Source organism: Rhodanobacter ginsengisoli (assembly GCF_042657065.1).
GTDB lineage: Bacteria > Pseudomonadota > Gammaproteobacteria > Xanthomonadales > Rhodanobacteraceae > Rhodanobacter > Rhodanobacter ginsengisoli.
The window spans coordinates 278990-293237 of sequence record NZ_JBHSNF010000002.1 but is presented as its reverse complement, the minus strand read 5'-3'; the positions used below and the strand labels follow the sequence as shown (position 1 = coordinate 293237).

General features: G+C 57.4%; 9 protein-coding genes and 1 pseudogene. 7 read left to right on the top strand and 3 right to left on the bottom strand.

Annotation, left to right across the window (positions count from 1 at the left end; genetic code table 11):
* Nucleotides 1-253: 253 nt before the first annotated feature.
* The 4 genes and pseudogenes from ACFPPA_RS10525 to ACFPPA_RS10510 form a co-directional block, all read left to right on the top strand.
* Nucleotides 254-1141: a ParA family protein gene (locus tag ACFPPA_RS10525; protein WP_377319720.1), complete on the top strand. Its 888-nt coding sequence runs from the start codon at nucleotides 254-256 to the stop codon at nucleotides 1139-1141.
* Nucleotides 1138-1539, top strand: coding sequence for a hypothetical protein (locus tag ACFPPA_RS10520; protein WP_377319719.1), 402 nt, complete (start codon nucleotides 1138-1140; stop codon nucleotides 1537-1539). The genes ACFPPA_RS10525 and ACFPPA_RS10520 overlap by 4 nt, the downstream gene beginning before the upstream one ends.
* A 324-nt stretch (nucleotides 1540-1863) precedes the next feature.
* Nucleotides 1864-3885 (top strand): ATP-binding protein, encoded by a 2022-nt coding sequence (locus ACFPPA_RS10515; protein WP_377319718.1) that lies wholly within the window; start codon nucleotides 1864-1866, stop codon nucleotides 3883-3885.
* Nucleotides 3886-4313: 428 nt separating this feature from the next.
* A pseudogene (locus ACFPPA_RS10510) lies at nucleotides 4314-5010 on the top strand (transposase); the annotation flags it as partial.
* Between the two features lie 87 nt (nucleotides 5011-5097).
* On the opposite strand, the gene ACFPPA_RS10505 reads toward ACFPPA_RS10510, so the two are convergent.
* Complete coding sequence (locus tag ACFPPA_RS10505) at nucleotides 5098-6312, bottom strand: hypothetical protein (RefSeq protein ID WP_377319717.1); 1215 nt, start codon at nucleotides 6310-6312, stop codon at nucleotides 5098-5100.
* 736 nt (nucleotides 6313-7048) lie between these two features.
* Between ACFPPA_RS10505 and ACFPPA_RS10500 the strand changes: the two genes are divergently transcribed.
* Together ACFPPA_RS10500 and ACFPPA_RS10495 are read left to right on the top strand one after the other, a co-directional pair.
* A complete protein-coding gene (locus tag ACFPPA_RS10500) occupies nucleotides 7049-7789 on the top strand; it encodes a TraB/GumN family protein (protein ID WP_377319716.1) in 741 nt (246 codons plus the stop codon).
* Nucleotides 7790-7904: 115 nt separating this feature from the next.
* Nucleotides 7905-8312: a hypothetical protein gene (locus tag ACFPPA_RS10495; protein ID WP_377319715.1), complete on the top strand. Its 408-nt coding sequence runs from the start codon at nucleotides 7905-7907 to the stop codon at nucleotides 8310-8312.
* A gap of 187 nt (nucleotides 8313-8499) precedes the next feature.
* Here ACFPPA_RS10495 and ACFPPA_RS10490 read toward each other — a convergent pair whose 3' ends face one another.
* Nucleotides 8500-9000: a Rossmann-fold NAD(P)-binding domain-containing protein gene (locus ACFPPA_RS10490; RefSeq protein ID WP_377319714.1), complete on the bottom strand. Its 501-nt coding sequence runs from the start codon at nucleotides 8998-9000 to the stop codon at nucleotides 8500-8502.
* Between the two features lie 490 nt (nucleotides 9001-9490).
* Here ACFPPA_RS10490 and ACFPPA_RS10485 point away from each other — a divergent pair, with 490 nt between their 5' ends.
* A complete protein-coding gene (locus ACFPPA_RS10485) occupies nucleotides 9491-11128 on the top strand; it encodes an aspartyl protease family protein (protein ID WP_377320679.1) in 1638 nt (545 codons plus the stop codon).
* A gap of 701 nt (nucleotides 11129-11829) precedes the next feature.
* Here the strand turns inward: ACFPPA_RS10485 and ACFPPA_RS10480 are convergent.
* On the bottom strand, nucleotides 11830-13641 hold the full coding sequence (locus ACFPPA_RS10480) for a DUF885 domain-containing protein (RefSeq protein WP_377319713.1): 1812 nt from the start codon (nucleotides 13639-13641) through the stop codon (nucleotides 11830-11832).
* Nucleotides 13642-14248 lie beyond the last annotated feature (607 nt).

Genomic DNA, 14248 nt, shown 5'->3' with positions numbered 1-14248 from the left:
AAATTCGTCTGGAACGAATTTAGACAGCCGCAAGCTGGCCCCGCAGCGGGGTAGGGGTTAGGCTCAGGTTGAACCGAACAAGTCCCACGCGTCAGTTTGCCCTAAACGCCATAAGGGGGTCTTCCCCCTTCCGATGGCGTTATGCCGCAAGGACCAACATTTATGTGAAACTTGTGGTCTCGAACCAGATCTGGCCTAGCCCTCGAAGGTGATGACGGCGCGGGTCGGCGCGATCACAGCACAAGGAATAGTCATGGCCACTGTTGTTGGTTTCATCAGCGAGAAGGGCGGCGTGGGGAAGACCACGGCCTGCTACCACATCGCAGTTGCGTTAAACCGCTACCACCAAAAACGCGTTCTTGTGATCGATGCCGACTACCAGCGGGGCGGTATATCGGGCAGGTTTTTCCCGGAGCTGATCGAGGGCTTTGGGAAGACTGTCCCAACCGGCGTGACTCTATTTAACAAATTTCAGCAGCTCTATAGCGCTTCAGTACAGACTTTAGACATTGAAATCGTCGAGTGCCGAGAAGGTCTTGATCTAATCGCGGCTGACCCTCGCCTTTCCACAGTGTCGCGAGATAAGTTGCCGAGCACCAACAACATTCGTGAGAACAACCTCATATTGTTGCGTCACATGAAAATAATTGATTTTGTTCTTCAGCCTTTGAAAGATAAATACGACTATGTGCTGATTGACTCCCATCCTGAAGTATCTGATGTGATGAGATCCATCATTTACGCTTCCGACTATTGTGTGTCTCCAGTCAAGCTGGATAGACAATCCTCCATCGGTGTGGCCACCGTTATCGGCGAAATTTCCAACGTGAATGATGATATTTCGATGGTGAGGCATGCACTGAATATCGAAGATCATTATCAAGAAACGATCTTTTCAGGTGCGATCGGCATGATGGCAAGGGAATATGGCGAGGAGCTCAAGCAAACGGAATTGCATGAATTCAACCGCTTGAAGCGTGCGGGTGGGAAGATATTTGACAGCTACGTGACTGAAGGTGACGGTCTGCGTATCGCTGCGGCGCAGCGTGCCGCCGTGTATGACGTGGGCGGAGCGAACGCAGCAAAGCAAGCAGAGCAGTTTCGTGCGATGACCAGAGAGTTTATGCGGGAATGTCCATGATCAATGTTGAAAAGCTTATTGAATGGTTAGGTGTAGAGGGTGCGATCGCTGGCTTAGACGGCAGTGATTTGACAATCTCCGAACTCCTAGAGGCTTGTCAAAGAGAGAGCCCCCCGCATTCGAAGATGAAAAGACGAGATGTCGTCAAATGGATCGTTGAGGAGGTTCGTAGCCTGCAGACCAAAGGTCCCGACGAATTGATGGCTATGGATGCGGACAGCCTTCGGGACTATTTCATTTCGATCCGAGCGTCTCGTGATGAAATACTTGGCTTGCTCGCTGCGCTGGATATCAGGCCGGGCAGTGTCGCTCGAAGAAACTTGACCGAGTTTGCGGCTAGGGAAATTAGCGATATCGGCATGTATCGTAGGGTAGCCAGAGGGGGCAAGTCCCCTTAGGTCGCGGCTTTGTTGGTGAGCCCCAATAGCAGACCGCTAGCAGGAGTTTGTTGATCATTTTGGTGAATACCGGCACGGTGCGCAGAGTGGACCTTTTAAGTTGCTGTGTAGAAGAAGTCCACTCTCACCCCGAGCCCTGGGCTGCAATCATGACGGCCCCTCCAGTGATGCTCCCGGCGCTGGTTCCTTCATCCTCCGGAATCACAAAAATGTTTCACCTTGATGTATGACAAGTACTTCGACCTTCTCAAACTGTGAGAGCGATTGAGGTCAGGATGTGCCGTCAGAGGCTCAAACATACCGAGCCTAGCCGGAGACCTAGCCTTGAACGCCAAAATTACCAACGCACCAAGACCACGCCACCAAGGATTGAAAATGGCTGCCACCAACATTTCTGGTGCTACAGAAATTAGCGACGAGGGCATCAAGAAACATTTCAAGTCTATCGACCCATATCGGGCAATTTTTGAATTGGTGTGGAACGGCTTCGACGCCAAAGCCAATCGTGTTCGCGTTTCGACCGAAGAGAATCCTCTTGACGGCACTAGCGAAGTCACGGTACTCGATGATGGCGAAGGCATTGACTTTCAAAACATCAAGAACAACTTTGGCCGATTTAACGAATCGGACAAGAAGGAAGATGCGGCACAGCGCGGCTCACATGGTCGCGGGCGCCTCGCTTTCCACAGGCTGGCCCATGAAGCAAGGTGGTATACAAAGTCGGTCGTGGGCGAAGCCATCATCACAGTCACCAGCGATAACGTGAAATGGTACGAGGCTCAGGCTTTGGACGCGGATCAGCATCATAACCGCATTCCGGATGGCAATACCGGTACCCTTGTAGAGCTACAGAGAATTTTCGAAAACCTGCCCGAACGTGCGGTATTACGCCAATTATTTTCAAACGAATTCGGCTGGTTCCTTGCCCTAAATCAAGACAAAGAATTGATCATTAACAATGAGGCTGTTTCGGTTCCTCGACACGAAATTTGTGAAGATACCTGTCATGTAGGAAATGCACTTTTTAAGACCAAAGTCATTCGTTGGGAAGAAAAGCCGAGTTCTGAAAAGTCGTATACATACTTGCTCAATTCATCAGGTCGCACGGTTTACAGGCATCTCAGTACCCTCAACAACAAGCCAAATTTTTTCACCAGTGTTTATGTACAGTCGGAATGGGCAGATAATTTTGCCGAGAGATCTAATCTATTTCAGGGGGCTGCCAATACACCGGAGTCTGAAGAGTGGCGGTCGTTAGTAAAACGACTTGCGATCTTGACACGACAGGTCTACGACGACTTTCTGAGAAAGTACGTCGATGCAGAAATCGCTAGGTATGAGGACGAAGGTGTTTTTCCATCCTACACGGATCTGCCGCGTGACTACGCTGCGTGGCGGTTAGGCAATACGAAGACGATAGTTCGGTCGATCTATACTGCTGATCCGGCAGTTTTTAACTCACTCAATAAGAAGCAAAAGAAAATTCTTGTGAGGCTTCTGGACAGGCTTTCGGTGTCGAATGAGAACGAATCTCTTCTCGATGTATTGAATGGTGTCCTTGAGCTTGATCAGACGTCAGTTGATGCCTTGGCTTCACAGCTAAAGCAGACAACGCTGGAGAATATCGTCAGTACAATCGAGTTACTCCAGAGAAGGCAGAAAGCAGTCTATGAGCTACGTGAATTGATGACGGTTCACTATGCTGATGTGCGTGAGACACCCGATCTGCAAAAAATTATTGAGAACAACACTTGGCTATTCGGTGCGCAGTACGAAATTCTTGGGGCGGAGGAAGCAACCTTTACTAGAGTTGCCAAAGGACTGCGTGACAGCCTTCATGGCGTCGGTGCTGTGGATCAGAAAGACCTAGAAGGAGATGCAACTATAGATGGAGCAAATCGACAGCCTGATTTGTTCTTGGCAAGGAAGTTCATGGCAACTGACTCCTTTGGTAAAAGATATTATCGATGCGTGGTGGTCGAGATAAAGCGACCAAGCATCTCGCTGAATGTTAAGCACCTTCGGCAAATTGAAGATTATGCAGCTATCATAAAAAGACATGCTGAGTTCACGAGCGAGCACACCTACTTTGAATTGATTCTCGTTGGGAGGAAGATTTCTGACGCTGATACGGAAATCGAGAGCCGCCTCAGAAACCAACTACACCGTGGTGAAACTGGTTTGGTTGCTGAAGATGAGCGAATGAAGCGATACGTGCTTAATTGGTACACGTTACTGGAAGGTTTCGAGCTGACTAATGGGGCGTTGCTTGAGCGTCTGAAATTGCAGCGAGACAATTTATCCTCGAATAGCAGGGATCAACTCGTAAATAGTCTTCAAAGTTAGACTGCAGATAACACAAACTTGGGGTCATGTCTGGCTTCCTAACAGCCAGGGCGAAGCCTGGGTCGAAAATCGGGGCGGAGGCTGAGGTTTCCCCCACGTTTTCATGCTGCGACAACCATCTGATCGAGTAGCGCCGGAGATGGCTTTCGTATCTGCTCCATGAGTTCTTCGAGCCGGGTATTTGACCATCGTCGTACCAGCGCCTCACGTCCTAGCCGCATGATCGAGTACAACCGTCGTTTGGATCGAAATGGCGTCAGCCAGCGGTCGATGCTTGCGGTTTCGCAGGCCATGCCGACCCGACGTCCCCCCGGTTTTGAGTAGCACGGCAGTTTGGAGTCCAATCCCCCATCCGAAGGAGATTGGACGTGAAGAAGCGCTTTTCCGAAGAACAGATCATTGGATTCCTGCGCGAGGCGGAAGCCGGCATGGCGGTGAAGGAGCTGTGCCGCAAGCATGGCTTCAGCGAGGCCTCGTACTACCTGTGGCGCAGCAAGTTCGGCGGCATGAGCGTGCCGGACGCCAAGCGCCTGAAGGAGCTGGAGACGGAGAACGGTCGGCTGAAGAAGCTGCTCGCCGAGCAGGTGCTTGAAAACGAGGTCATCAAGGACGCCCTGCGAAAAAGTGGTGAGCGCACCGGCTCGACGCGAGCTGGTGCGACAGATGGTCGACAAGGGATGGAGCGAGCGGCGCTCGCTGGCCATTGCCGGCATGAGCGCCCGCGCGTATCGCTATGCGCCGCGCCCGGATCACAACGGGGAGCTGCGGCAACGGATCCTGGCCCTGGCGCAATGGCACAAGCGCTACGGCGTGGGGATGATCCATCTGAAGCTGCGGCAGGCGGGGCTGTTGGTGAACTACAAACGCGTGGAACGGCTGTATCAGGAAGCGAAGCTGCAGGTGCGGCGGCGCAAACGGAAGAAAGTGCCGGTCGGTGAGAGGCAGCCACTCGCCCGGCCAAAGGCCGCCAGCGAGGTTTGGTCGATGGACTTCGTGTTCGATCGCACGGCCGAAGGTCGCGTCCTCAAGTGCCTGACGGTCGTCGATGACGCCACGCACGAGGCGGTCGTTATCGAGGTCGAGCGAGCGATCTCCGGCCAGGGTGTGACGCGGGTGATTCGCAGAAACGACAAACGGGGCCAGGTTCACTTATGCCACTTTTGTTACGGCAGTAAGTGAACCTGACCCCGTGGTTTGCTTGCCGTATCACACCTACTTGCAATCCTTCACGTCAATGCCGACTACGACGCAACGCCGAATTGCCAAAGCGGTCGCCGCATCTTCGGAAGTCATTTGGGCTCGCAGTGCCTCAAGGTTGTGTGGGTCGGACTGTTCCTTCGACAAGATATCGAGAAAGTCCGTCACCACATGGGGATGAATATTCGCTATGGCAGACTCGTTACCAACGAACGAATGCTTAGCAAAGTACGCCACGTCGGTCGCCGAGAACTTGTTAGAAGTCAGCATCGGTTGAATCCTGCTTGCCACCTGTGACGGTGCTGGCTGCGGAGTTCCAGCCATCGGCCAAGCGTCGACCACGAATGTGACAAGAGGATTCTCAAGTGGCTTTGCTGTCGCCGTCTGCTCCACAGAACAATTCGTGGCGCCGCTTCCTTTTCCATCGAAAACAACCCGACTGGTAGCCCGGTCGTACCAGAAGCAATATTTATTTAGATCGTTTACCTTTATGAATTCCCCTGAGCCTTTCCCATCATAGTCCCACACTACAGATTGAACCCCGGTGCTCAGACCTCTATCAGGACATTTTCCAGCGGCTGCCTGAATATCGTTTGCTGCCAGGTCAAAATTAAACGTGGCATCAGGCGATACCGATTCGCCATTGTGTAGATCCTGCTGCCAAATCATATTAGCAAAATCTCCAAAATATCCCACGCCAACTACGTATGGGTTCGGTGGTAAATTCAACTTCTTGCTGAAGTTTATTAAGTTATCCAAAGCTTTTATTGCGGCTGACTTGGTGTCAACTTGCACAAAATATAAATCAAGTTCTACATTGTTGTAAGGTGTTTTATTTGAACCAAAGAGCGCGTACTTACTCATAATAGAAAATTGCATGGGTAGTAGTGCAATATCTTTAAATTGTCCCATAGGTGATAATTTTTTCACCCTTGGAAAATCAAACGGCTGTTGCTTTGCATCTGTAATTACTACATCGAATTTGACGCCGAGTGATTGGTGTTTGTAGAGGAGTTTTTGCCATAAAGACTGCTCCCGCTGAACTTGGGCGCTAACTAAATTCATCGAGATCAGATTTTTGCTGACGTCAATGCAGCTGTGATCTGTCCCGTCTGTGATTGGCACGAAAGCGCCGCCCGAAATGTCACTGATGCTATCAGCGTTCGCCCAAGCACAGGGCCACATGATCGCAAGAAGAACTGCCGCCAAGCCGAACTGAAATCGTTTCATGATCGCCTCCGGACATGAAGTAATCAAACTTTGAGTGCCGCATCAACAAGCTCTTACTGGTGTGTTGGAGCTAGCTTCGCGTATCTTGGCTAGTCGATTTGCATGATTAAAGTCTTGCCAAGACCCATTCTAATAGATCGGCAATGCTTTGACTCAAAAGATCTGGCTGGAATGGGTGACTACCGTCGCTACAAAGCGGTGGTTCGTTCGAGAGTTGCGCTTGCCTAGCGAACCGCCGCTTAAGGAGCATGAACCTGCACCCACGTATTTGTAAAGACTTAGTTGGAAAACAAGCCATTGCGCTGGCGTGGTGGCTCCAATTTGAGCAGAGAAACGAGAAAAAAGGTGTCAGGGACAATTTCTCGAAGGATCTGTGAGTGGATCGGTGTCGGCGGTGGATCAAGCCCAGAAAAGGTGTCAAGCCCAGAAAAGGTGTCAGGGACAATTTCTGAAAGATTCTGTGAATGGATCGGTGCCGGCCATGGAGCAAAGCCAGTACAGGCCGTTTCGCCAAGGTTGGACCGACGGGGCCACCACCGCTTTCCATAATTGTCCCTGGCACCATTCCTCAAGGATGGGCCGAACAATCCCACTCTCCATGCTGGCGCGGGGGCCACAAGCTGCGCTGACTCGCGCGTGCCAACACTTGCGGCGTCGCGTGCAAAAAGTACACTCTGACTTCTGTTGTTACTGGCCAGACGGGTCAGCAGACGGAATTGCGGCCTAAGGGGACAAAATGTACTTCCGAATACCCGGTTCCGATCTAAGGGTTCTCGGTGCGATGCATCTGGTGCCCGCTGATAGACCTCATCCGCCGCGATTTGTAGCGACAGCATACAAGTGGGCGAATCTCATCATTTCAGAGCACGACGATCGAGGTTTCGAAGCTTTGATGACGGCAAACGTTCGCAAACCTCTGGATGAGTTGCTGTCACCCAATGCTTGGCAGATGCTGCAGTCTCGCTGGCCGACAGATAAATTTCCGACTCCAAATGATTGCCATCCATGGGCGGCGTGGCTTTTCGGATCAAGCTTTCACTTGGATGGGCGAGTAGGAGTCGAGGCGTACTTGAAGACGCGCGCAGCGCAAGATGGGAAGCCCATAGAATTCCTGGAATTGCTTTCAGACTTGGTTCACCCGCTCGTCGCGCTTGGAGACACCGCACTATGCGCGGGTATCGAATGGGCTATGGCAAACATTCCCCAAGTTCGGCAAGACTTCCGCGCGATGTACAAAGCTTGGGTGACCTGCGATGGCAGCGAAGTTTCGCGCCTCCTTCATATATTTCAGGCGCGAGGTCACCAAACACATGAAGTATTGTTCCAGCAAAGAAACCATGTGTGGGCGCCCCTAGTTCGTGAATTGATAAATAGCTCTGAGAAAACTCTTCTGACGGTGGGCGCAGGCCATTTATTCGGGCCGGACAATCTATTCGATTGTGTAGGCGTGGTACCGGAGCCGCTGAGAGCGGCATGAGCTTGGAAAAGCGCTTCTTCACGTCCAATCTCCTTCGTATGGGGGATTGGACTCCAAACCGTAGTGCTACTCAAAACCGGGGGGACGTCGCTTGGCCCAACCGAGTGATTCGACCATGTTCCAGGTGCTCAAAGTCAGCGTGCTCTATTTCGCCGGTGTCTTTGCTGCCGGCTTCGTGCTTGGCGTCATCCGTACTTTGTGGGTAACGCCGGCCCTTGGTCCCCGGGCCGCAGAGTTGATCGAAGCGCCGATCATGCTCCTGGTCGTTATCCTGGTCGCCCGGACACTGGTCCGACGGCATGCGCTTGCCCAAGGGTGGCAATGGCTCACCGTAGGCGTGGTGGCGCTTGCGCTCTTGCTTGCCGTCGAGTTCACAGTGGTTCTTCAGCTGCGTGATCTATCCATTTCGGAATATCTCGCATCCCGAGACCCGGTGTCGGGCACCGTGTATTACGTGTTGCTCGGCATGTTTGCTGTCATGCCACTGCTGATGTTCCGCCAGCGCAGCGGCAATGCAGCCTGACCATGCGTTGGAGCGGATCGGACAGGTCCTGCGGTTTGGTGGGAGGAGAAGGTCTCAGGGACAAATTCTGGAAGGATCCAGATCAGGGGGGATGCGCTTTCAAAACACGAGTCAGAGTGCACTTTTCTTTTCCACTCGCGCAGCCGCAAGTCGAGGCTGCGGCGACGTCCCCCCGGTCTTGCGCGTCTCAGACGCGCTGATCGTCGTAATCCGGCAGATCCAGATCGTCTCTCAGGCTTCGGCCGATGAAGAACGAAGCGACTCCGGGGATGCCGAGCAGTTTCGTCGCCTGGTTGCGCGTCCATACCCCGAGTTCGGTGGACGGGACGAAGGTCGAAGCGGAACCGGCTGAGGTCTCCTGCTTGTTCTTCAGGAAGGGACGAAGCCGCTGCTCATAGCCCTCGAATGCCCGCTTGTAGTCGCTCCCGGCACGCGCGATCTCTCCGGCAAGGATATAGGCCTCGACGAGGGCGAGGCCGGTGCCTTCACCGGCCAGAAGCGACACGGCGGCGGCCGAGTCGCCGACAAGCGCGACCCGGCCCTTGTGCCAGCACGGCATGCGAATCTGGCTCATGCGATCGAAGTAGATGTCGTCCACGCCTTCCATCGTGGCCAGGATGTTCCGGGCCTCCCAGCCGACATCGCCGAACTCTTCCCGAAGGAGTTCGCGGATTTCCGGGGTGGTCATCCGGATGTCAGCCCGATCCGGGCAGACGAGAAGATGAAAAGGAACAACGTCCTGTCATCACGCAGAGCGAACCGGGCCAGTTGGTGCGAAGCCGTGGGATGTATGACGTAGATGTTTTCATCGCGCGAACTCCAATCGCGACGTCCCCGGATGATGTGCACGGCCACCGACGAGAACAAGCCGAGTGATGGAGGGCGGATCTCTCACGCAGATCCTGCGCATCTCATAAAGCGACGATGTCCCCCAATCACTCCTTGAGCCACCCCGAAATTTTCGCCATGATCCCCGGAGTGCCCATACAACCCGGCGCACGACTGCCAGGCCGCCTGTCGCGACCATGGCATGCAAGGGGGCGATGATGAAAAGGATGTTGCGTCTGGGCTGCCTGGGGATCAGCGCCTTGCTGGCGAGCCACGCATGGGCTGGCGGCTGCCAATTGCTGAAATACGGCACGTTGCCGGTGGAAATGCTCGACGGGCGAGCCACGACCATGGTGAAGATCGACGGCAGCGATACGCGCTTCGCCGTCGATACGGGCGCTTTCTTCAATTTCATGTCGCGTGCCAATGCATTGTCGCTGGGGCTCAAACTGCGGGCGGCCCCCTTCGGCTTTCGCATGACCGGTGTGGGAGGCTCTGCGGATGTCGACTTCGCCGAGGTCAAGTCCTTCGGTGTCCTCGATACCACGTTCAAGCGCGTGGCCTTCATCGTCGGTGGTACGGACATGGGGTACGGCCTGCTCGGCGCCAATCTGCTCGATTTCTCCGATCTGGAAGTCGATCTCGCGCATGGCAAGTTGACCCTGTTCAACGCGGATCACTGCAAGAACACAGGGCTGGCGTACTGGACCAAGGGCGGAAACTACAACGTCGCCGATATCGACTCGGCGAGCAACCGGCAGGACCGGCGCACTTTTCTCAAGGTGACCATCAACGGCAAACACGTCCGTGCATTGCTCGATTCGGGGGCATACGCCACGTTGCTCAGCCGCCGCGCCGCCGAGCGCATCGGCATCGACCTGAATGGGTCGGAGGCCAAGGCTGACGGCGCCATCGGTGTCGGCGGCAAGTCGGTCAGGACATGGACCGTGCCCATCGACTCTTTCTCCGTCGGGACGGAAACCATCCAGCACAGCCAGATGATGGTCATCGATGGAAGCCTGGGCGACGGCGAGACCGAGATGTTGCTCGGCGTGGATTTTTTCCTCGCCCATCACATGTACATCGCCAACAGCCAGAAAAAGGTCTATTTCACCTACAACGGAGGGCGCGTATTTGCCTTTGCCAAAGCACAGGACGGCGAAGACAAGCCCGATGCCGGCAGCGCTTCGGGCAACAGCAGCACGGGGCTTGCGGCCGCGCCTGACTACGCCCTGCGTGGCGCAGCGCACCTTTCGCGCGGCGAGCCGAAAGCTGCCCTGGCCGACATGGACGAGGCGATCCGCATGGCGCCCGATCATGCCGCTTACTATCTTGACCGCGCGCGGGCACGGGTGGCGGACAAGCAGCCCGATGCGGCGCTCACCGATCTGGACAAGTCCCTCAGCCTGGATCCGAAGAGCCTCGATGCCTTGCTGCTGCGCGCGGAACTCCGCTTCGCGAAGAAGGACCGCGCGGGCGCGACAGCCGACGCGACCGCGGCAAGCGCCCTGGCGCCAGCGGGATCGACGCAGGCACGCTCGATTGCCGGCCTGTATGTCGAGCTCGGTCGACCGGCGGCGGCGCTGCCCATCCTCGACGACTGGATTCGCCTGCATATCCGCGATGCCTTGCTTGGCGCGGTGCTCAACGAGCGCTGCTGGGCGCGTGGCCTGAGCAACCGGATGCTCGACGATGCCCTGAGCGATTGCCGCAAGGCGATCAGGCGCGATGGAAAAGAGCCGGCTTACCTCGACAGCCTCGGCATGGTGCAGCTGCGCCTGGGACATTACGCCGAATCCATCAAGGCCTACGAGCAGGCGGTCGCGCAAAGGCCGCAGTCCGCGTGGTCACGCTATGGCCTGGGCCTGGCGAAAATCCGCAGTGGCCAGACGGACGCAGGCCGCGCCGACCTGGTCGCCGCTCGCGCGCTGGACCCGGAAATCGATGCGCGTGCCAGCCGGTATGGATTGACTGCGGCCGGTCCATGAAGGAGAAGGTGCCAGGGACAATTCTTGAAAGGTTCCGTGGACGAAAACCACGGTCCGAAAGCCGGGCAGAGTGCACTTCATCCGATCCGGCCACCCGCAGGGGTCAACTTTGACGTCGTTCCCGACGCCCGCCCACACCTATCTCAAAACCCATCACATCAACGCCGCCATCAAGCGACCCGCCGGTGTCGGGCACAACTGCCCCAACAGCGACAGGTGAGCCAGGCCTCTCCGTTCCAGTCGCAGGCTGACGGCGGAATCGTAGCGTGGGTTCCACGCCCACGGCCCTTCGCAGAGCTGGTTCAGCATGCAACGTTCTTCGGGGTCGAGTGGGCTCATCATGCGGTTGCTCCGCGGGCTCTCCAAGGATTGAGCCGGTCTCACCGTGTGCCCGCAGGCGTGAAGACCGCGGCACGGTACCGCCGACCGGCAGGGCTGCCGTTCATCTGCGTCGCCGATCATCCGCGACCTGGAAAAGGTGTCGGCGACGATTCCCGAGAAGTTCGGTGGACGGTGAGGTACCGGCCATGGCCCGATGCCGGGACGGATCGTTTCGCCGCGGTACGACGGATCGGACGCCCCCGCGTTCCCCAATTGAGCTCTTTTGGGGGGGATGACGCACCTGGCAGGGAGTTATCACGGTTCTCCGCTGAGGAGTCGTCGTCCGCATGCCTGCCGCATGCGGACGACCGAACCGCGGACTACTTCGCCGCCGCCGTGCCTGCGTTCGCCGCTTCGCCTTGCGTCCACAGCTTGGCCTCCACCTTTCCACCCAGCATCTGCTGGCGCACCAGCGGAATCGGCGGGCCGCCGTAGCTGAGGAACTGGTCGTGGAACGCCTTCAGTGCGTTCGGCCCGGGATGCGCGGCGATCCAGTCCTGGCGCAGCTGCATGATCATCAGCTTGCCCAGGGTGTAGTTGAGGTAGGCCGGATCGTAGGTGCCGCGGGCGGCCTGCTGGCGGGCATTGCCAGGATCCTGGAACGCGTCGTCGCGGAACATCTGTTCGGACTGGCCGACGGTCATGCCGCCGGTGTGCAGGCCGATGGCGGAGAGGTAGCGCACGTCGCGGAGCAGGGCGTTGGTGAGCTGGCCGATGTGGACTTCCGGCGTGGCGCCGTCGACGCCGGCATCGAACATCATCTCCTCGGTGTAGTGCGCCCAGCCTTCGGCGAAGGCGTAGCCGACGAACAGCTGGCCGAACTTCCAGTGTGCGCGGTTGGCGTGCAGGAACTGCAGGAAGTGGCCGGGCCAGACTTCATGGGCGGAGACGAACAACAGCGCGGCCTTGCCCGGCACGTAGGCGGCCTGGTCGGCCTTGCTCCAGCTCGGATCGGGCGGGGCGATGTAGTACACCGAGGGCAGGTTGTTTTCGTACGGGCCGGGGATCTCGATGTAGGCGAAGTTCCAGCGGTTGAACGGCGGAGCCTGTTCGGCCTTCGCCTGCTCGGTGCCGGGAATGCTGACCAGGTCCTTGTCGACGATGAACTGGCGCAGGCTGGCGAGCTGCTTGCGTGCGCCTTCCACCGCGCCGCCGGCCGGCTTGTCGGCACTCTCTTTGGCGACGCATGCCTTGAGCGATTTGCCCGGTGCGAACTGGTTGCAGGCGGCTTGCAGCGCCGCCAGGTTCCGCTTCAGGTCGGACTCGCCGATCGCCTCGAGCCGGTCCAGCGGCAGGTCGACCCGTTCGGTCGCCTGCAGCATCTTCGAGAATTTCTCCGCGCCCAGCGCGAACGCCTGGGTCGCGTGCGGCTTCTGCGCCTTCAGCCAGTCGGCCAGATCCCGGGCGGCCTTGATCGCGGCGGCGTTGCTGGCCTTGAAGCGTGCCTGCAGGGCGTCGTCCTTCACGCTGGCGAAGATGCCGGGGACGTCGGTCTTGAAGAAACTGGCGTAGCCGCCGAACGAGTTGACCCCCACATCGATGTACGACGCCGGCAGCGGCAACTTGAGATTGCCCTTGATCTGCGCCAGTGCCCTGGGCAGCGCCTCCTCGTAGCTGACGAAGGCCGCCATGCGCTGGGCCAGCGGCGCATACGGCCGGGTCACGTACATGCTCGGTGACAAGGCGTCGGTGTAATACGCGGGATTGCTGTACGGCGCGCCGGAATCCTCCAGCCAGAACAGTTGGCCGTCGATCACCGCCAGCACGTAGTCGCGCTGGAAGCGACCCTGCGCATCGAGCTGGTCGTCGGTGAACGCGGCGAAGGCGTTGCGTTGCGCGTGCAGCCAGGCGGCCATGGCCTTCAGGCCGTCCGGACTGTAGTCGGGCAGCTGGCCGTCGAAGGCGTGCTTGCCGGCGTTGGCGGCAAACACCGGGTTGCGCTGGAAATAGCCGTTGATGAAGCCGTCGACAGCCGATGCGAGCGCGGCGCGGTGGTCGCTGGCCGCGACCCTGGCGGTCGACGCGGCGGCGGGTGGCGTTGACGGCGCGGGCGCCGAGGTCTGCGGCGAGCAACCGGCGAGCAGGACGGCGGCAACGACGGCGGACAGCGTGACTGGACGGAATGGACGCATGATCGGACTTTCCCCTTGTCGGAAGCCCGAGCCTAGGTGTTCCGGCGATACGGTGCAATCGCAGACCATCGACCGGTCCCGGACCGGCAAAAGACGTGCCGGTGCCACGCGAGATCGCGCGCGCGCATGCCCGCGGACATCCCCTCGGCGCGCCGGTCGCCGGTTCCGCCGGCATGAGGCACCGGTTGGCCCGCAAAGGGAGGGGGGCACCCGATTCGAAATTCTTGTGACAGCGGTCGGGCGAAAGGCAGGTCCGATGCGCGGAGTGTGATGAAGATCACGTACAAAATGTGACCGGAATGCGTCAATGCGTACTGGTTTAACGTTGTTTAGCTAACCAAGCCGCCGTGAGGCGCCACAGTCCCTAACCCCCCTGGTATCGATGGATGGAACCCGCTTCGGCGGGTTTCCTTTTTCCGAAGGTCGGTGGAAACAAGCGGGAGCGGGCCCATCCCGCGCCCACAGCGGGGCGGGTGGCGGCGTCCCGGGCGTGGCTTCCGGCGCTCCGCGACCACCGTGATCGAGATCCCGGGCCAACCCCTCGCGCCATCGACTCGCCGGTCCCCCATCGGGGAGACGCTCCCCGCCGTATCCGCCATGGGCAAAT